This window comes from Kribbella sp. NPDC043289, assembly GCF_056436705.1.
Genome location: NZ_JBWKCB010000001.1, coordinates 1,986,821 through 2,004,286, shown reverse-complemented (window position 1 = coordinate 2,004,286; position 17,466 = coordinate 1,986,821). Strand labels below are relative to the sequence as shown.

The 17,466-nt window shown below is 69.0% G+C and carries 21 protein-coding genes; 14 read left to right on the top strand and 7 right to left on the bottom strand.

Annotated elements, in window-relative coordinates; translation table 11 throughout:
• Positions 1-6 precede the first annotated feature (6 nt).
• The 6 genes from AC0662_RS09520 (at position 7) to AC0662_RS09495 (ending at position 6,422) form a co-directional block, all read left to right on the top strand.
• Positions 7-435 (top strand): TadE family protein, encoded by a 429-nt coding sequence (locus AC0662_RS09520; RefSeq protein WP_478299644.1) that lies wholly within the window; start codon positions 7-9, stop codon positions 433-435.
• Between the two features lie 8 nt (positions 436-443).
• Positions 444-881, top strand: coding sequence for a TadE/TadG family type IV pilus assembly protein (locus tag AC0662_RS09515; protein ID WP_478299642.1), 438 nt, complete (start codon positions 444-446; stop codon positions 879-881).
• A gap of 34 nt (positions 882-915) precedes the next feature.
• Entirely contained in the window at positions 916-1,665 is a 750-nt protein-coding gene (locus AC0662_RS09510; RefSeq protein ID WP_478299640.1) for a TadE/TadG family type IV pilus assembly protein, read from the top strand.
• 20 nt (positions 1,666-1,685) lie between these two features.
• Entirely contained in the window at positions 1,686-2,330 is a 645-nt protein-coding gene (locus AC0662_RS09505) for a hypothetical protein (protein WP_478299638.1), read from the top strand.
• A 228-nt stretch (positions 2,331-2,558) separates the two neighbouring features.
• Positions 2,559-3,374: a hypothetical protein gene (locus tag AC0662_RS09500; RefSeq protein WP_452203655.1), complete on the top strand. Its 816-nt coding sequence runs from the start codon at positions 2,559-2,561 to the stop codon at positions 3,372-3,374.
• Positions 3,375-3,431: 57 nt separating this feature from the next.
• Positions 3,432-6,422, top strand: a complete 2,991-nt coding sequence (locus tag AC0662_RS09495) for a hypothetical protein (protein WP_478299636.1) — start codon at positions 3,432-3,434, stop codon at positions 6,420-6,422.
• Between the two features lie 64 nt (positions 6,423-6,486).
• Here AC0662_RS09495 and ypfJ read toward each other — a convergent pair whose 3' ends face one another.
• Positions 6,487-7,389, bottom strand: coding sequence for a KPN_02809 family neutral zinc metallopeptidase (gene ypfJ, locus AC0662_RS09490; protein ID WP_478299634.1), 903 nt, complete (start codon positions 7,387-7,389; stop codon positions 6,487-6,489).
• A 96-nt stretch (positions 7,390-7,485) separates the two neighbouring features.
• On the opposite strand from ypfJ, the gene AC0662_RS09485 reads away from it, so the two are divergent.
• Both AC0662_RS09485 and AC0662_RS09480 read left to right on the top strand, forming a co-directional pair.
• Entirely contained in the window at positions 7,486-9,084 is a 1,599-nt protein-coding gene (locus AC0662_RS09485) for an ABC-F family ATP-binding cassette domain-containing protein (protein ID WP_478299632.1), read from the top strand.
• A gap of 25 nt (positions 9,085-9,109) precedes the next feature.
• Positions 9,110-9,880: an enoyl-CoA hydratase/isomerase family protein gene (locus AC0662_RS09480; RefSeq protein ID WP_478299630.1), complete on the top strand. Its 771-nt coding sequence runs from the start codon at positions 9,110-9,112 to the stop codon at positions 9,878-9,880.
• On the opposite strand, the gene AC0662_RS09475 is transcribed toward AC0662_RS09480, so the two are convergent.
• Genes AC0662_RS09475 through AC0662_RS09465 form a run of 3 tightly spaced genes read right to left on the bottom strand, consistent with a single transcriptional unit; the run spans position 9,877 to position 11,089 of the window.
• Positions 9,877-10,320 carry an SRPBCC family protein gene (locus AC0662_RS09475; RefSeq protein ID WP_452203605.1) on the bottom strand — a complete coding sequence of 148 codons (444 nt, stop codon included), beginning with the start codon at positions 10,318-10,320 and terminating at the stop codon, positions 9,877-9,879. The genes AC0662_RS09480 and AC0662_RS09475 overlap by 4 nt on opposite strands.
• Positions 10,317-10,652 (bottom strand): ArsR/SmtB family transcription factor, encoded by a 336-nt coding sequence (locus tag AC0662_RS09470; protein WP_478299628.1) that lies wholly within the window; start codon positions 10,650-10,652, stop codon positions 10,317-10,319. The genes AC0662_RS09475 and AC0662_RS09470 overlap by 4 nt, the downstream gene beginning before the upstream one ends.
• Entirely contained in the window at positions 10,649-11,089 is a 441-nt protein-coding gene (locus tag AC0662_RS09465; RefSeq protein WP_478299626.1) for an SRPBCC domain-containing protein, read from the bottom strand. The genes AC0662_RS09470 and AC0662_RS09465 overlap by 4 nt, the downstream gene beginning before the upstream one ends.
• A gap of 133 nt (positions 11,090-11,222) precedes the next feature.
• Here AC0662_RS09465 and AC0662_RS09460 point away from each other — a divergent pair, with 133 nt between their 5' ends.
• Positions 11,223-13,124: an ABC transporter ATP-binding protein gene (locus tag AC0662_RS09460; RefSeq protein ID WP_478299624.1), complete on the top strand. Its 1,902-nt coding sequence runs from the start codon at positions 11,223-11,225 to the stop codon at positions 13,122-13,124.
• Positions 13,124-13,300 carry a hypothetical protein gene (locus tag AC0662_RS09455; protein ID WP_452203609.1) on the top strand — a complete coding sequence of 59 codons (177 nt, stop codon included), beginning with the start codon at positions 13,124-13,126 and terminating at the stop codon, positions 13,298-13,300. Before AC0662_RS09460 ends, AC0662_RS09455 begins: the two co-directional genes overlap by 1 nt.
• Here the strand turns inward: AC0662_RS09455 and AC0662_RS09450 are convergent.
• The 3 genes from AC0662_RS09450 to AC0662_RS09440 all read right to left on the bottom strand — a co-directional run bounded on the left by AC0662_RS09450 (position 13,297) and on the right by AC0662_RS09440 (position 15,695).
• Positions 13,297-13,800: a hypothetical protein gene (locus AC0662_RS09450; RefSeq protein WP_452203610.1), complete on the bottom strand. Its 504-nt coding sequence runs from the start codon at positions 13,798-13,800 to the stop codon at positions 13,297-13,299. The two genes, AC0662_RS09455 and AC0662_RS09450, sit on opposite strands and share 4 nt — an antisense overlap.
• 63 nt (positions 13,801-13,863) lie before the next feature.
• Positions 13,864-14,619 carry a polyprenyl diphosphate synthase gene (gene uppS, locus AC0662_RS09445; RefSeq protein ID WP_478299621.1) on the bottom strand — a complete coding sequence of 252 codons (756 nt, stop codon included), beginning with the start codon at positions 14,617-14,619 and terminating at the stop codon, positions 13,864-13,866.
• Positions 14,619-15,695, bottom strand: a complete 1,077-nt coding sequence (locus AC0662_RS09440) for an ATP-dependent DNA ligase (protein ID WP_478299619.1) — start codon at positions 15,693-15,695, stop codon at positions 14,619-14,621. The genes uppS and AC0662_RS09440 overlap by 1 nt, the downstream gene beginning before the upstream one ends.
• A 123-nt stretch (positions 15,696-15,818) precedes the next feature.
• On the opposite strand from AC0662_RS09440, the gene AC0662_RS09435 reads away from it, so the two are divergent.
• Genes AC0662_RS09435 through AC0662_RS09420 form a run of 4 tightly spaced genes read left to right on the top strand, consistent with a single transcriptional unit; the run spans position 15,819 to position 17,462 of the window.
• Complete coding sequence (locus tag AC0662_RS09435; protein WP_452203613.1) at positions 15,819-16,367, top strand: FHA domain-containing protein; 549 nt, start codon at positions 15,819-15,821, stop codon at positions 16,365-16,367.
• A 38-nt stretch (positions 16,368-16,405) separates the two neighbouring features.
• Positions 16,406-16,717: a hypothetical protein gene (locus AC0662_RS09430; RefSeq protein ID WP_478299618.1), complete on the top strand. Its 312-nt coding sequence runs from the start codon at positions 16,406-16,408 to the stop codon at positions 16,715-16,717.
• Positions 16,714-17,130, top strand: coding sequence for a MerR family transcriptional regulator (locus AC0662_RS09425; protein WP_452203615.1), 417 nt, complete (start codon positions 16,714-16,716; stop codon positions 17,128-17,130). The genes AC0662_RS09430 and AC0662_RS09425 overlap by 4 nt, the downstream gene beginning before the upstream one ends.
• Positions 17,127-17,462 carry a YnfA family protein gene (locus AC0662_RS09420; RefSeq protein ID WP_452203616.1) on the top strand — a complete coding sequence of 112 codons (336 nt, stop codon included), beginning with the start codon at positions 17,127-17,129 and terminating at the stop codon, positions 17,460-17,462. Before AC0662_RS09425 ends, AC0662_RS09420 begins: the two co-directional genes overlap by 4 nt.
• The last annotated feature ends 4 nt before the right edge of the window (positions 17,463-17,466 follow it).

Genomic DNA, 17,466 nt, shown 5'->3' with positions numbered 1-17,466 from the left:
TCCACCGTGGTCCGGCGGCGCCGATCGGAGCGGAAACGATCGGAGCGGGGGGTCAGCACGCTCGAGCTGGCCATCCTCGCACCGGCGATCCTCGCGCTGATCTTCGTGTCCATCCAGACCGCCCTCTGGTTGTACGGGCGTTCCGTCGCGCTCAACGCCGCGCAGGAGGGCGTGTCCCGGCTGCGGCTGGTGCAGCCGCCGGTCTACACCACGGCCGTGGGGGAGAAGGTCCGCTCGGACATCCAGTCGTACGCGCAGCAGCTCGGCGGGACGACGCTGCAGAACACCAGCGTCCCGTTCCCGTCGTACAACAGTCCGGAAGGCACGGTGTCGTTCACGGTGACCGGTGACACCGTCTCGCTGGTGCCCGGACTGAAGCTCAAGGTGACCCGGACCGCCACCGGACCGATCGAACAGTTCCAAGCCGACAAGTGAGTGTGAGGATGAAGCGGAAGCTGGGGATCCGTGGGCAGCGCGGCACCATGGCGCTGGAGATGGTGATCCTTGCCCCGGTGCTGCTCGCGCTGTTCATGTTCCTGCTCGCCTGCGGGCGGTACTTCCAGACCTCGTCGCTGCTGGAGGGCGCGGCGCGCGACGGTGCCCGCAGCGCCAGCCAGTCGCGGTCGTTGCCGGACGCCCAGAGCCGCGTCGACGAGGCGGTCACCGGCACGATGGGGCAGGCGGTCAAGTCCTGCAAGGAGTCCGCGGCCGGTTCCATCACGACCGGGTTCGTGGCGGGCCAGCCGCTGTCGGTCGAGGTCACCTGCACGATCAACTACCGCGACCTCGGCCTGCTCGGCCTCGGCGGCGACACCAAGATCACCAAACGCTTCACCTCCTCCCTCGACCCGTACCGGGGGGTGCGCGGTGAAGGCTCCTGACCCCACCCCCGCGCCTGCCGACCGCGCTGCGGCGGTGTCTGCTGCTGAGCGGCAGCGGTCGCGGGTTGTCGAGTTTCTGCGGATCGATGCGCCTGGCAACCACCGGTTGTTCGCGCGGGGAGCGCTCAGCCCGGCGGTCGCGATCCTCGCGGTGATGATCTTCACCCTGGCCGGCCTGGTGATCGACGGCGGCCGGCAGCTCGGCGCGCGTTCCCGCGCGGTCGGGTACGCCCAGGAAGCCGCCCGCGTCGGCGCCGCCGCGATCCAGTTGAACGTCGCCGAGGCGAAGATCGACACCACCAAGGCCGCCGCCGCGATCTCCACGTTCTGCGGCCAGGTGCAGTCGAACGACCCGGCCGTGACCGCCTGCGGCCCGACCACGCTGACCGACCAAGAGGTCGCGATCCAGGTCGACATCAACAACAAGACCACGTTCCTCGGCCTGATCGGCAAGAACTCGCTCAAGGCCGTGGGCACCGGCGAAGCCCACGCCGAGCAGGGCATCGACAAGGCCGACGACAGCCCGACCATCCCGCCGATCGTGGTGAACCCGACCACCGACGGCCCGGGCGCGCCGACCTCGATCGCGAACCCGCCGACGATCGACCTGCCGTGCCCGACCTGGACGGTCGGCTCGCCGACCCCTACCTGGACGCTGACGCCGTTCCCGTTCCCGCGCACCTGCAAGCCGAACGTGACGCCCAGTCCGGACCCATCGTCCCCGACCACGCCGACGGACAGCCCGTCCGGCCCCACCTCGAGCGCGCCGACGAGCACGCGCTAAACCCTGGAGGACTGTTCTTCGTGCGTAGGTTTGCCCTCCCGGCCCTCGTGCTGATCGGCGTCGCCCTGCTGAGTGCCTGCAACAACGACTCGTCCGACGGCGGCCTCCCGCAGCCCGTCGGCGGCGACTCCGGTACGACGACCTCCGCCGACACCCCGTCCACGCCACCGGAAACCACCAGCGCGCCAACCGTGCCCGCCACCACCGCCAAGCCCACGACGGCCCCCAAAGGCCAGGTCATCGTCAAGGCCGGGAACTTCGCCTCCAACCCCGCCGTCCAAGGCCTCGTGACCAGCTATCCCCTGTACTTCCAGGCCCTCGTGTCGAAGGACGACACGATCCTGAAGAAGCGCTTCCCCTCGTTCTTCTACGCCGACGTGTCGGAGGAGATCGTGGATGCCAAGCGCAACGGCTGGGTGATGCGCCCGCCGGGCAGCGTGGTCGTGGTCGGTGCCCACAGCACCTCGGACGGCACGGTCGCGGTGCAGACGTGTCGCTCGCAGACGACGCAGTACTGGGACCCGAAGGCGAAGAACTGGACCGTGGTCGCGCCGAAGGGCTCGCCCGAGGTCATCGAGATGATCCAGACCGGGATCGGCTGGTTGCCGTACCGCCTCGCCTCGCCGAACGGCGTCAAGTGCGGACAGGTGCGCTATCCGGCCTAGGGCGGAAGCCAGGATTTCAGGTTGCGAAGAGGTGACGAGGCACTCGCCAACGGGCATGATGCCCCTGGCCGAAGATAATCTGCGGGAAGACGAGTCTGGGGAGTGAGGATGCACAACCGAGTTGGCCGCACACTGCTCGTCCTGAGCGCGGTACTCGCGTTACTCGTGGCTGGACCCGCCACCACCGCCACCGCAGACACCATCCAGACTGGGAACTCGGTCTGCAGTATGTACGTGAATTCGGTTGGCTTCGGGGCGTACTGCAGCTCGGGCGAGGCCATCGTCGACCCGAATGCTCCGGCCCCACCGACCTGGCGAGAGCGGCTGAATGGGCGACCGTTCGTCCCGTGCCGCGACTTCGAGATCCCGAAGGGGATCCGGCTGCCGAAGGCGCCGGACGGCAAATCCTGGGCCATGCGGATCACGATCACCGACTACAAGCTGGACACCTACAACGGTGGACCCGACGCTCACCTCGAACGCGCGTACGTGGCAGTCGACGAGGCCGATCGGGCCCAGTGCCCGTTCCCGGACTACATGGATCAGTTCTGGTGGCCGTTCAAGTCGAACTATCCGCCGCCCGCGCTCCAGGTCATGCCGACATACACGCCGCGCGTCAACGTTCCGGCCTTCTTCACGCTGACGCCCGACAGCTCGCAGGCGGTCGCGAACGACGGCACCCAGAGCGGCTTCTACAGCCCCGGGCACAACCTGACGATGCGCGGCATGGTCGTCGAGATGGTGATCGACCCAGGTGACGGCACCGGGACCTTCAAGTGCCCGGTCGGTGTGACACCGATGGACGACCCGGACGGGTACGACCAGTCGCAGGACCCGGACCACCAGATCAACCCCTGCAAGCACACGTACAAGAAGTCCAGCGCGAGCCAGCCGGACGGTATGTACACCGTCAAGCTGACGATCACGTGGGAGGTCTCGTACTGGATCGGCAAGGACGCGGGTGGTTGGAAGCCGATCGGCAAGGCGAACGTGACGGCGGTGCAGCGGCTGCCTGTGCAGGAAGTCGAGGCCATCGGTGGGTGACGTGGTGAGTGGTACAGCGGTCGAGGGTGTGGCTGACGGTGGGGGTATGGAGGAGCGATGGTAAGGACGAATGAGCCGGCGCGGGCTGCGCGGTTGCCGCAGCGGGGGTCGGGGAGTCCGGGTGCGGACCGGCTGAAGGGGTTCGTCGCGCTGCTCGCGATCCTGGCGATCGTCGGCGGAGTGCCGTACGTGCTGCTGCGGTTCTTCGGTACGCCGTGGCCGGACAGCATCCCGAGCCGTGACGTGCTGTTCAGCGAGTTGAGCATCCAGACCGTTCTCGGCATCATCGCGTTCTTCATCTGGGTCGCCTGGCTGCACTTCGTGGTCTGCCTGATCGCTGAGGCGGTCGCGGAGATCAAGGGGCACGGGCTGTCCCCACGCGTTCCACTCGGCGGCGGCTCCCAAGCACTGGCGCGGCGCCTGATCGGCACCGTCGTCCTGATCGCCGCAGGTGCGGGTGTCAGCCTGCCGGTCGCGAGCGCGGTGACCACGAGTGGTCCGGCCGCGCCGACCGCTGTGACGACGCGGCACGGCAACGAGGAGACTTCCGCGTCGCAGTTCCGGCAGACCGAGCCGGCCAGCAAGGTGCTCGCGGGCCATGGAAAGACGACCACCGGCGTACGGACGAACCACGACCACAAGGGTCAGGTCATCAAGTACACCGAGGTCCGTCCGCCGCAGGGCCGGAACTACGACTGCCTCTGGGACATCGCGGAGCGGTACCTGGGCGAAGGCCGCCGGTACAAGGAGATCTACGACCTCAACAAGAACAAGCTGCAGCCCGACGGACGCCGGCTGACCAACCCGGACCTGATCCTGCCGGGCTGGCAGGTGCGGCTTCCGGGCGACGCCAAGGGTCCGGGTGTGCACACGGTGCGGGTCAGCATCGACGACCACACCACCAAGACCCCGGTCACCCCGAAGGTCGAGAACCGGACCGTCGCGCGGCCGTCCACGAAGACGACGGCCGAGACGAAGCCCGAGGCGAAGCCGGCTGCGCCGGGGCGCTTCTCCGAGAAGAGCATCGAGCGGGGTTCGTCGGTCGGCATCGGCAGCGCGAAGAACGACCCGGGCGGGAAGAACGTCAAGCCGGGGGAGCCGGGCGTGACGGTCGAGCCGCACGCCCCGGGCACCGGCCAGAACGAGCACGGCGAACCCATCGGTGGCGGCACGCAGCTGCCGGATCCGGTGCCGGTCGCGGTCGACGACGGCGGTTTCAGCCTGAAGGACGCGGGCATCTACGGGTTCGGCGCGACGCTGCTCGCAGCCGGCCTGGCGATCGCGCTGAAGCGGCGCCGCGGTTGGGCGCAGGGCCCGGGCCCGAAGGCTGCCGGGCACCGGCAGACCGAGGTCGGCCTGCGGCTCGCGGCGGACGTGCCGACCGCGCAGTTCGTCGACAACTCGCTCCGCAAGCTGGGCGCCGACATGACGCAGCTGCAGCGGCCGATGCCGAAGGTGGTCGCCGCGCTGGTGACCGACCGCGCGCTGACGCTGGTCCTCGACCCGTACGAGGCGCAGCCCGCTCCGCCCGGACCGTGGCAGGCGATTGCCGAAGGCACCCGATGGACGCTGCGCCGCGCATACGGCCCGAGTAGCGAGGTGAACGCGCCGGCGCCGTACCCGACGCTGGTGACGGTCGGGCAGAACGCGGACGGCGCGACCGTGTTGATCGACCTCGACACCGCGAACGGGATCGTCGCGTTCGGCGGCGTGGGGAACGCGTCCCGCGACGTGGTCGGTTCGCTCGCGGTCGAGCTGGCGACCAACCTGTGGTCCGAGGGCGCGCACATCAGCATGGTCGGGTTCGGTGACGACCTGTCGTCGCTGGCGCCGACGCGGTTGAGCTACTGGGTGCGCCTCGACGACGCGATGGGCGAGGTGGCCCGGCGTACCGAGGCGCAGGTCCAGGCCTGCCAGCGGCGCAACGTCGGCTCGGTGGCCGAGGCGCGGATGTCGCATCCGGACGCGGCGCTGTGGGGCGCGGAGATCATCTTCGTGTCCGCGCCGCCGTCGCCGGAGGAGCAGGACCAGCTGAACCGGCTGGCCGCGGACACCAAGCGCAGCATCGCGGTGGTCGTGGTGGGCGACGTGCTGAACTCGCCGTGGCGGTTCGTCGTGGACGAGAAGAACCAGGCGGTCTGCCGGTTGCTCGGCCTCGAGGTCGACGCGCACAGCGTCAACCCCGAGCAGTTCGCCGACCTCGTCGCGCTGTTCGACGCGGCCGAGACGGACGCCCGGGACAAGCGGCGGTCCGAGCAGAACATGCCGGCGTACGAGTTCTCCGCCACGGACCTGAGCCAGCCGGCGCCGGTCGAGGTCGACCTGCTCGGTCCGGTCGAGGTGGACGCGCGTGGTGCCATCGACGACGGCCGGGTGGCGCTGTCGACGGAGATCATCGCGTTCCTCGCCAGCCAGGACTACGGCGTACACCCGAACGTGCTCGCCGGTGCGATCTGGCCGCGCGGCATCAGCGAGGAGCTGCGGGACGCCGCGCTGGAGCACACCCGCCGCTGGGTCGGTGTGGATGCGATGTACGCCGATGAGTCGGGCCGCTGGATGCTGAACCGCAGCGTCGTCCGGGTCGACTGGGACGTGTTCCGGACACTCGCCAAGCAGGCGTCGATGGTGGACGACCCGCGCGGCGCGCTGTCGACGGCGCTCAGCCTGGTCCACGGCCCGGCGTGGTCGAACCTGCCCGGTGGCCGGTACTCGTGGCTCGCCGCGTCCGGCATCGAGCGCCGGATGGCGGAGGCCGTCGTCGACGCCGCACTGCGGCTCGCCGAGGCGTCGCTCAGCCACAACGACGGCAACCTGGCCCGCACGGCCCTCCAGACCGGCCTCAGCTTCTCGCCGGCGTCGGAGGAACTCTGGCGAGCCACCCTCCGCCTGGCGTCGCACTTCGGCACCACCGCGGACGTCACCAACGTGGCCACCCAGATGTACGCCGCCCTCACCAAGCACGGCGGCCCCCGCGGCGCCGAGTCCGAAACCGACGCCCTCGTCGACGAACTCCTCCCCGGCTACCACCGACCCGCCCAGGTCGCGTAACGCCGTACCAACAGAACCGCCCCGCGCTCAGGAGAGTGCGGGGCGCTTTCTTGTTGGACTGTGGTCAGAGGGAGGACGCGGACCAGGTGTCGCAGGCGGTCATGTCGCCGGAGTCCATGCCGCGCTTGAACCACCGCATGCGTTGGTCGGCGGTGCCGTGGCTGAAGCTCTCGGGGGTGACCTGGCCCTGGGTCTTCCGCTGGATGCGGTCGTCGCCGACGGAGGCGGCGGCGTCGAGGCCGCGGGCGATGTCGTCTTCGGTGAGCTCGGTGATCAGCGGTTTGCCGTTCTTGCCCGGGACCGTGGTGGCGTGGTTGGTCCAGATGCCGGCCAGGCAGTCCGCCTGGAGTTCGGAGCGGACCGAGTCCGACGTCGGGCCGTTGCGGGTCTTGATCCGGTCGAGGATGCCGTACAGGTTCTGGATGTGGTGCCCGTACTCGTGCGCGATGACGTACGCCTCGGCGAACTCGCCGCCGCGGGCGCCGAGGTCAGTCTGGAGTGTGTCGAAGAACCCGAGCTCCAGGTACACCCGCATGTCCGGCGGGCAGTAGAACGGGCCGACCGCACTGGTCGCCGGGCCGCAGCCGGTGTTCACCGAGCCGTCGAAGACCCGCATCGCTGCGCGGGTGTACTTCTTCCCACGCCGGGGGAGCTCGGCGGCCCAGAAGCTCTCGATCGAGTTCTGGTAGAAGACGAACCGGCAGTTCGAGTTCGACTGCAGGTCGGTGCCCTTCTTGCAGGAGCTCAGGTTGCCGGCCGCGGTGTTCTGCGTCGCGGGCTCGTCGCTGCCACCTCCGCCTGGCAGACCGCCCGAGAGCAGCAGGATCACGACCAGCAGGATGATGCCGCCGATGCCGCCGCCGACCGGGATCATGCCGCCTGGCAGGCCGCCGCCGCGTCCGCTGCCACTGCCGCGGGTGTCCTCGATACCGCTCGTGTCGAGATCCGCATCCGGATTGAATTTCACGGCACATACACTAGTCCCGAGTGCGGGGGATTCCCGGCGTGCCGTGACACCGCCTTGTCAGCCAGTAACCCAGTGTAAGGACGCCTGCGACCCCCGATGATCACTGTCTCCAATCTCGAGGTTCGCGTCGGTGCCCGCCAACTGCTCGCGCCCGCGTCGTTCCGGGTCGGCCCGGGCGACAAGGTCGGGCTGGTCGGCCGCAACGGCGCCGGCAAGACGACGCTGACGAAAATCCTGGCCGGTGAGGGCCTGCCGGCCAGCGGTTCGGTGACGAAGTCGGGTGAGATCGGCTACCTCCCGCAGGACCCGCGCACCGGCGACCTCGAAGTACTCGCCCGGGATCGGATCCTGGCAGCCCGCGGCCTGGACGACGTCGTACGCCGTCTGCGCAGCGCGGAGAAGTCGATGGCCAGCGCGGACGAGAAGACCCGCGCCAAGGGCATGCGGCGGTACGAGCGCGCCGAGGCGGACCTGCACGCCGCGGGTGGGTACGCCGCCGAGTCGGAAGCGGCTCGGATCGCGGCCAACCTCGGCCTCCCGGACCGCGTCCTCGGACAGCCGCTCGCAACGCTGTCAGGTGGTCAGCGCCGCCGCGTCGAGCTGGCCCGGATCCTGTTCGCGCAGGCTGAGACGCTGCTGCTCGACGAGCCGACCAACCACCTGGACGCCGACTCGATCATCTGGCTGCGCGACTTCCTGAAGTCGTACCCCGGTGGCGTGATCATGATCAGCCACGACGTGAACCTCCTGGAGGAGACCGTCACGAGGGTCTTCCACCTGGACGCGAACCGGGCCGAGATCGACATCTACAACGTCGGCTGGAAGGCGTACCTGACCCAGCGCGAGACCGACGAGCGCCGCCGCAAGCGCGAGCGGGCGAACGCGGAGAAGAAGGCCACCCAGCTGGTCGACCAGGCCAACAAGATGCGCGCGAAGGCGACCAAGGCGACCGCCGCCCAGCAGATGCTGCGGCGCGCGGAGCAGTTGATGTCGTCGCTGGAGGACACCCGCCAGGCCGACCGGGTCGCGAAGATCGCGTTCCCGACGCCGGCGCCGTGCGGGAAGACGCCGCTGATGGCCCGCGAGCTGTCCAAGTCGTACGGCTCGCTGGAGATCTTCACCGACGTCGACCTGGCGATCGACAAGGGCTCGCGCGTCGTCGTCCTCGGGCTGAACGGTGCCGGCAAGACCACGCTGCTGCGGATCCTCGGCGGCATCGAGAAGGCCGACACCGGCGAGATCATCGACGGCCACGGCCTCAAGCTCGGGTACTACGCCCAGGAGCACGAGACCCTCGACGTGAACCGGACCGTGCTGGAGAACATGAAGTCCGCCGCCCCGGACCTGAACGAGACCCAGGCCCGCAGCGTCCTCGGCTCGTTCCTGTTCACAGGTGACGACGCGGACAAGCCCGCGCGGGTGCTGTCCGGCGGTGAGAAGACGCGGCTCGCGCTCGCGACACTGGTCGTGTCGGCTGCCAACGTGCTGCTGCTCGACGAGCCGACCAACAACCTCGACCCCGCGTCCCGCGCCGAGGTGCTGAACGCGATCCGCTCGTACGCCGGCGCGATTGTGCTCGTCACCCACGACGAGGGCGCCGTCGAGGCCCTCGAGCCGGAACGCGTCGTCCTGCTCCCCGACGGCGTCGAGGACCTCTGGACCAACGAGTACGCCGACCTGGTCTCGCTCGCGTAGCTACTTCCCAGTAATGTTCCGTCGTATGACGGATCTCGGACTGCGGTTGTCGGTGGACGGACCGGTCGCGCGCGTGGTGCTCGACCGGCCTGAGGTGCGCAACGCGCAGACGCCAGCGATGTGGAGTGCGCTGGCGGACTTCGGTACGGCGCTGCCGGCCGACGTGCGCGTGGTGATCGTGTCGGGGGAGGGCCCGTCGTTCTCGGCCGGCCTCGACCGGCGACTGATCATGGGCGAGAACGACCTCGGTCAGGAGCCGCTGCTCAGTCTCGGCGCCAAGCCGACCGACGAGGTGCTTGAGCTGATCGCGCAGTTCCAGTCCGGCTTCTCCTGGCTGCGGCGTCCGGAGATCGTCAGCATCGCCGCGGTTCAGGGTCACGCGGTCGGCGCCGGCTTCCAGCTCGCGCTGGCGTGTGACCTGCGGATCGTCACACCCGACGCCCGGTTCAGCATGCGCGAGCCGTCCCTCGGCCTGGTCCCGGACCTCGGCGGCACGAAGCCGCTCGTCGAACTGATCGGCTACTCACGAGCGCTGGAGATCTGTACGACGTCCCGCTGGGTCGAGGCCGCCGAGGCGAAGGAACTCGGGCTGGCGAACATCGTCGTACCGGCGGAAGAGTTGGAGGCGACGGTGAAGGATCTGACCGACGCGCTGCTCGGCCCGTTGCCGGGAGCGATCCGCGAGACCAAGGCGTTGCTCCTCGGTGCCGCGGACCGCTCGTACGACGACCAGCTCAAGGCCGAGCGAGAGGCTCAGGAGCGCCGTCTGAAGGAGCTCCTGGCCGCACTCGGTTAGTGCCAGTTGCTGACCAGTACGTCGTGCGGCGCAGGCTCGCCCTTGCCGGTCTCGACGTACTTCTTGAGGCTCATCAGGAACGTGGCCCACTTGGTGCTGCAGTGGTACATGAACTCGACCGGCTCGCGCCAGCCTGCCTGCTTGAACAGGATGATGGTGTACTCGTCGGTCTGGGACAGCTCGAAGGTGACGTGCGTGCCGATCCACTCGTCCGGGCCGCCAACGACCTCCCAGTGGACCAGTTCGCCGGGCTTGGTCTCGACGACCTTCATGTCGAAGCCGTCGCCACCCGCGGTGGCGAAGCGGAACTCGATCACGCCGTCGGGGTCGCCGACCGTGTCCTCGGTCCACCAGCCGGCCAGACCGTCGATCGTGGTGAGTGCGCTGAAGACGTCCTTCGGGGACGCGATGATGCCAACACGGTGCAGGATGTCGCTCATTGGAGTTTCCTCTCGGCTTGTTCGATCGCCTCGGCGATGCGCTTGATGCGTTGCAGCCGCCGGTCCCAGGCGTCGGTGACGTCGGTCAGCTGGTTGATCGCGCGGGCGAGGCGGTCCTCGTCCACGGCGTACCGGCGTTCGCGTCCGGACGGCGTGGAGTGCACGAGTCCGGCCCGGTCGAGAACGCCGAGGTGCTTCGCGACCGCCTGCCGGGTGACCGGCAGCTGGTCGCTGAGACTGGTCGCGGTGCCCCCGCCGTTCGCCAGCAGCAGGTCGAGCATCCGCCGCCGGGTGGGGTCGCCGACCGCCGACCAGAGCTCGTCGTCGATCACGGCCGGTGTACCAGCCGGTCGACGTACGGCGTGATGCGCGGAAGGAAGTAGTTCCAGCCGTTGGTGTGGTCCTCGAGGACCACGTCGGACACGCCGGCCTCGTCGTACCCGGTCTCGGCGAAGCGGAGCAGCGTGCCGCCGTCGACCGGGATCAGCTCGAACGTCACGAGCAGCGAGTTCTCCGGGGTCGCGGTCTCGCCGTCGTAGTCCCAGCGGAACGCGAACCGGTGCGGCGGCTCGGCCTCGACCACCGTGATCGGCACGACCTTGGTGCCTTCGGCCTGCTTGAATCCGACCGTCCCGGTGGTGCCGGGGACCGCCTGCAGGTCGACCTCGTCCGGCCACCACTCGCGCAGGTGCTCCGGCGAGCTGAGCACCTGGTACACCACGTCCGGTGCGGCCTCGACCCGAATCTCCCGCTCGATACTCCTGCTCATGCCCCTCATCCTTTCGCAACCTTTGGTTGCTCATGACTGTAGACCACGATCGGCGCGACGCGCAACCAGAAGTTGCGGGAAGCGTCCTGGCCTCGGGAATGTTGAGAAGATCGGGGTAACGAGAGGGAGCTGAATGTCTTCACCGATGATGCGCGGCGGGATGGGCGCGATGTCCTGGCGGCGCCAGGACGCCTCTGTGGTCGGCCAGAAACTGGCCAAGGGCACGTTGCGCCGGATTGTCCGGTTCGCGCGGCCGTACCGCTGGCACATCACGGCATTCCTGCTGCTGGTGATCGTGTCCGCGTTCCTGGTCATCGCGTCACCGTTGCTGTTCAAGAAGATCGTCGACGACGGGATCTCCAAGGGGAACGCCAGCCTGGTCACCGCGCTCGCGCTGGTGGTCGCGGTGCTCGCGGTCTTCGAGGCGATTCTCGGGCTGATCCAGCGCTGGTTCTCCGCGCGGATCGGTGAGGGACTGATCTTCGACCTGCGGACCAAGGTGTTCGCGCACGTCCAGCGGATGCCGGTCGCGTTCTTCACCCGGACGCAGACCGGCGCGCTGGTGTCGCGGCTCAACAACGACGTGATCGGCGCGCAGCAGGCCTTCACGTCGACACTGTCCGGCGTGGTCTCGAACATCATCAGCCTGATCCTGGTGGTCGGCGCGATGCTCGCGCTGAGCTGGCAGCTGACCGTGGTCGCGATCCTGATGCTGCCGATCTTCCTGATCCCGGCCCGCGTCCTCGGCCGCCGGCTGGCCGCGATGACCCGCGAGCAGATGAACCTGAACGCCGAGATGTCGACCGGGATGACCGAGCGATTCAGCGTCGGCGGCGCCCTGCTGGTCACCCTGTTCGGGCACCCGCAGCAGGAGAACGAGACCTTCGGCGAGCGGGCCGGCCGGGTCCGTGACCTGGGCATCCGGATCGCGATGCTCGGCCGGGTGTTCTTCACCGCGCTCACCCTGGTCGCGGCGCTGGCGACAGCCCTGGTGTACGGCGTGGGCGGCAACCTGGCCGTCCGCGAGACCCTGACGGTCGGCACGCTGCTCGCCCTGGTCGCGCTGCTCGGACGGCTGTACGGCCCGCTGACCGCCTTGTCCAACGTCCGCGTCGACGTGATGACCGCGCTGGTGTCCTTCGAGCGGGTCTTCGAGGTGCTCGACCTGGAGCCGATGATCAAGGACGCGCCGGACGCGCGCGACCTGCCGGAGAACGCGGCGAGTGTCGAGTTCGACCATGTCGCGTTCTCGTACCCGACCGCCGAGCAGGTGTCGCTCGCGAGCCTGGAGTCGGTCGCGGTGCTGGACAAGCGTGTGTCGGCACAGGTGCTCGAGGACGTGAGCTTCGCCGTACAGGCTGGTCAGATGGTTGCCCTGGTCGGTCCGTCGGGCGCCGGCAAGACGACGATCACGAACCTTGTCGCCCGCCTGTACGACGTGACTGGGGGAGCGGTCCGGGTCGGCGGGGAGGATGTCCGTGACGTGACGCTGCAGTCGTTGCACGACACCATCGGGTACGTGACGCAGGACGCGCACATGTTCCACGACACGATCCGGGCGAACCTGCTGTACGCCAAGCCCGGCGCGACCGAGGACGAGATGATCGCGGCGCTGGAGGCCGCGCAGATCTGGGAGCTGGTGTCGGCCCTGCCGGATGGGCTGGACACCGTGGTCGGCGACCGCGGGCACCGGCTGTCCGGTGGCGAACGGCAACGACTCGCGATCGCGAGGTTGTTGCTGAAGGCGCCGAAGATCGTCGTCCTCGACGAGGCGACCGCGCACCTGGACTCGGAGTCGGAGGTCGCCGTCCAGCGAGCCCTGGACACCGCGCTGCAGGGCCGGACGTCGCTGGTGATCGCGCACCGGCTGTCGACGGTGCGGAACGCCGACCAGATCCTGGTGGTTGACCACGGCAACATCGTGGAGCGCGGCACGCACGACCAGCTGCTCGCCGCCGGTGGCGAGTACGCTGATCTGTACCACACGCAGTTCGCGCAATCGGGAGCCGTGTCCGGCACAGCGGCAGGTGTCTGATGATCAAATTCGGGCTCGTCCTCGCGGCCGGGTACGCCGGCTTCAAGGCGGCGTACCACTCCGAGGACGGGCGCCATTACGGCGCGACCGGCGAGCGCGCGATCAGGACGACGCTGTCGTTGCTGATCGCGAGTCTCGCCGGCGGCATCACCTACGCGGCGCTACTGTCCCACTAGGTCGCCACACTCTTCTCCGGATCGTGCTCGAGCAGGTGCAGCACCGGTACGCCGAGGTGCCGGCGGGCTGAAGTGGTCCAGTCCAGGTGGAAGAACTCCGCCACGATGTGCGGCCTGGTCAGGATGATGACCTCCTGGCCGTGGACGTGTCGCACGGTCGCTACCAGGGCATCGATCGGCCGCTCGTGCGAGATACCGCCCTCGGCGTTCTGCCCGAGATCGCGGAGCCGTTGCACGCTGCGGCCGCTGCATCCCTTGGCCTCGCTGTCGATCGCCTTCTGCGCCTCGGTGAGGTCCTCGCGCTGGCCGGCCAGTCCCGGCCCGTAGAGATCCGCGGTACCGAGCGCGCTGATCGAGGCCTCGACACCGGCCTCGGCGTTGTGGCAGGGCACCAGCACGTGGTACGTGACCGGCTCAGGCATGTCGTCGTGGAGTTCGACGACGCGTTTCGCGTCGGGCTCGGACAGTTCCTGTTCGACGAGCAGTACGACGTCGTACATCGCAACCTCCGGGTTCCTACCAGTCGGTATGACTCCATAGTGCACCGGAAGCACCGGAAGTAATCACCTGGATCGTTCCAGTCTCCGCCGACCGTAGGTTCGCAGCGCCCGGAGCAGGTCCACCTCCCGGAACGCGGGCCAGTACAGGTCGCAGAACTCGATGTCCGATCTGGTTGCCTGCCACAACAGGAAGTCCGACATCCGCAGCTCGCCGCTGGTCCGGATCACCAGATCGGGATCGGGCAGCCCCGGCACGTACAGGTGCCCGCTGATCGTCTCCTCGCTCAGCTCGTCCGCGATGTCCTCGAGCGAACGCCCGTCCGCCGCGGCCTCGTCCAGCACCGACCGGACGGCGTCGAGCACCTCGAGCCGCCCGGAATAGCCGATCGCGAGAGTGAGATCGCCGGCGTCCCGGTCACGGCTGAGCTCGACCGCTTCCTTCAGCGCGCGAGCCGTTGAGTCCGGCAACAAGTCCAGTTGGCCCGCGAGGTGCAGCCGCCAGCGGTGGTCCCGGCGAACGTGATCCGCGAGGACGCTCTCGGTGAGCTCCATCAGGTAGTCGACCTCGGACGAGTCCCGCTTGCGCAGGTTGTCGGCCGACGCGACCCATGCGGTCACACAGGTGACGCCGGCGTCCGCGTTCCACTGCAGGAACTGTTCGAGATGCTTGGCGCCGAAGCGGTGGCCGATGCGTACGTCGTCGTACCCCTCGCCGCGCGCCCAGCGGCGGTTGCCGTCCATCGCGATCGCGACGTGGGCGGGCTTGGGCAGACCGGCGAGCTGGCGGCGGAGCCGGCGGTTGTAGAGGCTGTAGAGCATCAGCGTTGGGCGCTCGAGAGGACGTCGGCGAGGTCGAACTTCACGGGTTCCTCCAGCTGCTCGTAGGTGCAGGACTCCGGAGTACGGTCCGGACGCCAGCGCACGAACTGCGCGGTGTGCCGGAAGCGGATGCCTTCCATGTGGTCGTACCGGACCTCGACGACGAGTTCCGGGCGCAGCGGCGTGAATGACAGGTCCTTGCCGGCCTGCCAGCGGCTGCCCTCGGCGTTGCGCGGCGTCCGTACGCCTTCCTCCTGCTTCGCCCACGCCCACGGGTGGTCGTCGAAGGTGGTGACGAGCGGCTGCAGCTCCTCGAAGAGCTCCTTGCGGCGCTCCATCGGGAACGCGCCGATCACGCCGACGCTCGCGAGGGTGCCGTCGTCGTTGTAGAGGCCGAGCAGCAGCGAGCCGATGCGATCGGGGCCGCTCTTGTGCAGGCGGTACCCCGCGACGACACAGTCCGCCGTACGCTCCGGTTTGATCTTGAACATGGTCCGCTTGTCCGGGACGTACAGGCCGTCGAGCGGCTTCGCGATCAGGCCGTCCAGGCCGGCGCCCTCGAACTGCTCGAACCACTGCGCCGCGATGTCGGGGTCGGCGGTCGCGGGCGTGACGTGGATCGGCTCCTGGACGTCGGCGAGCGCGTCGAGCAACGCCGTACGGCGCTCACCGAACGGGCGCTCGGTGAAGTCGTCGTCCCCGAGCGCCAGCAGGTCGAACGCCACGAATCGCGCCGGCGTCTTCTCGGACAGCATGTTCACCCGGCTCGCCGCGGGGTGGATCCGCTGCTGCAGGACCTCGAAGTCGAGCCGGTCCCCGGACTCGCCGATCACGATGATCTCGCCGTCGACCGCGCAGCGCTCCGGCAGGTTCGCCTTCACCGCCTCGACCAGCTCGGGGAAGTACCGCGTCATCGGCTTCTCGTTCCGGCTGCCGATCTCCACCTCGTCGCCGTCGCGGAAGATGATCGACCGGAACCCGTCCCACTTCGGCTCGTAGCTCATCGCACCGCGCGGGATCTCCTTCACCGGCTTGGCGAGCATCGGCTTGACCGGCGGCATGACAGGCAGTTGCATCCCGTCATTCTGTCCCACGCCGGGGACACTCACCAGGATCGTCACCTGGCGTGCCCGCCCCGTGCTAGCACTGTCATAGACCGGTGGTGGACAGTGAACCGACCTCCCACGGACAATGTCGGGATGAGCACGGTGCCGGTGGGGACGCGTCCGTCGGACGCCGAGCGGGACCGCGCGCTCGCCGTGCTGCGGGATGGTGCCGGCTCGGGCCGGTTGTCGCACGACACGTTCATCCGGCGGATGAACTTCGTCCTCCGCGCCCAGAGCCGCGGCGAACTCGCCGACGCCATCCGCGACCTCCCACGCGCCGAATCCGGCGTCGTCAGGTGGGCGCGCTCGCGGCTGCGGAAAGTGCTGGACCGGGTGAGCGGAGCGCCGCGGACGCCCGCGCCGCCGACGCCGAGCCTCGGGTTGCCGGCGCCGGGTTCACCCACCGTGCGGGTCGGTCGCGGTCCTGGGGCGACGCTCCGGCTGCCCGACATCTCGGTCTCACGCTTCCACGCCGAACTCCGGCACGTCGGCGACGGCTGGATGCTCCGCGACCTGGGCTCGATGAACGGCACCTACGTCAACGAGCTCCGGATCACCACCACGGTCCGTGTCCGCCCGGGTGACCGCGTCAGCTTCGGCGCCGTCGACTTCAATCTCACCTGGCTGGACCAACCGGAGTAGTTGCATCCTGTACCTGGGTACAGGTTTACGGTCGACGTATGGACGAGATCTGGGCCTCGGAAGCCTGCACCCTACCGACTGCGGACCGCCCGTTCCGGGTGGCTGAATTCGACCAGTTGTTCGCTGACCACCTCCGCCACGCGAACCGGGTCGACGCGCAAACTCTCGACCTCACCCTCAGCCTTGAGTCGCGCGCCGCGGCCGCCGACCTGACGGCGCGTGAGAGCGAGTGCTGCTCCTTCTTCACGTTCACGTTCGCCCCGACGGCCGACGAGCTCCACCTGCGCATCGCGGTGCCTCCGACCCGCACCGCCGTACTCGATGGCTTGGCCGAACGGCTCCCGCGATGAGACCGAGCGAGCTGGCATCCGCCGCCGGGGTCAACCTGCAGACCCTGCGGTACTACGAACGTCGCGGACTGCTCGACGAGCCGGACCGCAGCCTCGGCGGTCACCGGATGTACCCGCCGGAGGCCGTCACCACCTTGCGGGTGATCAAGGCGGCGCAGCGGCTCGGGTTCACCCTCGCCGAGGTCTCCGAGCTGCTCGACACCGCCAGGCATCGGCACGGGCGCGGCGAGGGGGCTGGGTTGCAGGCGCGGGCCCGGGAGAAACTGGTGGATGTGGAAGCCAAGATCGCCGACCTGACGGTCATCGCCGAGACCCTGCGCGCCGGGATCGCCGCCGGCTGCGACGACCTGGAGACCTGCGCTGGCGACCCCGCCTGCCCGCTCCCGTTCCCCGAGATCGGCCGCCGCCGGTGACGGTGCTGCGGTCGGTGGGGTTGTTCGTGGTCGCTGCGCTGGCCGAGATCGGGGGTGCATGGCTGATCTGGCAGGGGTGGCGGGAACATCGGGGAGTGCTCTGGATCGCCGGCGGGATCGTTGCCCTCGGCGCCTACGGGTTCGTCGCCACCTTCCAGCCGGATCCCAACTTCGGGCGCATCCTGGCCGCGTACGGCGGGATCTTCGTGGCCGGCTCGCTCGCCTGGGGCATGCTCGTCGACCATTTCAGACCCGACCGCTACGACCTGCTCGGCGCCGCCATCTGCCTGATCGGCGTCGTCGTGATCATGTACGCACCCCGCAGTTCCTGACTCC

Bases quoted from the DNA above. Each gene is read 5' to 3' on its own strand.
- AC0662_RS09515 (WP_478299642.1), top strand. From the start codon at position 444: ATGAAGCGGAAGCTGGGGATCCGTGGGCAGCGCGGCACCATGGCGCTG.
- AC0662_RS09500 (WP_452203655.1), top strand. From the start codon at position 2,559: ATGTACGTGAATTCGGTTGGCTTCGGGGCGTACTGCAGCTCGGGCGAG.
- AC0662_RS09495 (WP_478299636.1), top strand. From the start codon at position 3,432: ATGGTAAGGACGAATGAGCCGGCGCGGGCTGCGCGGTTGCCGCAGCGG.
- AC0662_RS09485 (WP_478299632.1), top strand. From the start codon at position 7,486: ATGATCACTGTCTCCAATCTCGAGGTTCGCGTCGGTGCCCGCCAACTG.
- AC0662_RS09480 (WP_478299630.1), top strand. From the start codon at position 9,110: ATGACGGATCTCGGACTGCGGTTGTCGGTGGACGGACCGGTCGCGCGC.
- AC0662_RS09475 (WP_452203605.1), bottom strand. From the start codon at position 10,320: ATGAGCGACATCCTGCACCGTGTTGGCATCATCGCGTCCCCGAAGGAC.
- AC0662_RS09465 (WP_478299626.1), bottom strand. From the start codon at position 11,089: ATGAGCAGGAGTATCGAGCGGGAGATTCGGGTCGAGGCCGCACCGGAC.
- AC0662_RS09460 (WP_478299624.1), top strand. From the start codon at position 11,223: ATGTCTTCACCGATGATGCGCGGCGGGATGGGCGCGATGTCCTGGCGG.
- AC0662_RS09455 (WP_452203609.1), top strand. From the start codon at position 13,124: ATGATCAAATTCGGGCTCGTCCTCGCGGCCGGGTACGCCGGCTTCAAG.
- AC0662_RS09450 (WP_452203610.1), bottom strand. From the start codon at position 13,800: ATGTACGACGTCGTACTGCTCGTCGAACAGGAACTGTCCGAGCCCGAC.
- uppS (WP_478299621.1), bottom strand. From the start codon at position 14,619: ATGCTCTACAGCCTCTACAACCGCCGGCTCCGCCGCCAGCTCGCCGGT.
- AC0662_RS09440 (WP_478299619.1), bottom strand. From the start codon at position 15,695: ATGCAACTGCCTGTCATGCCGCCGGTCAAGCCGATGCTCGCCAAGCCG.
- AC0662_RS09435 (WP_452203613.1), top strand. From the start codon at position 15,819: ATGAGCACGGTGCCGGTGGGGACGCGTCCGTCGGACGCCGAGCGGGAC.
- AC0662_RS09430 (WP_478299618.1), top strand. From the start codon at position 16,406: ATGGACGAGATCTGGGCCTCGGAAGCCTGCACCCTACCGACTGCGGAC.
- AC0662_RS09425 (WP_452203615.1), top strand. From the start codon at position 16,714: ATGAGACCGAGCGAGCTGGCATCCGCCGCCGGGGTCAACCTGCAGACC.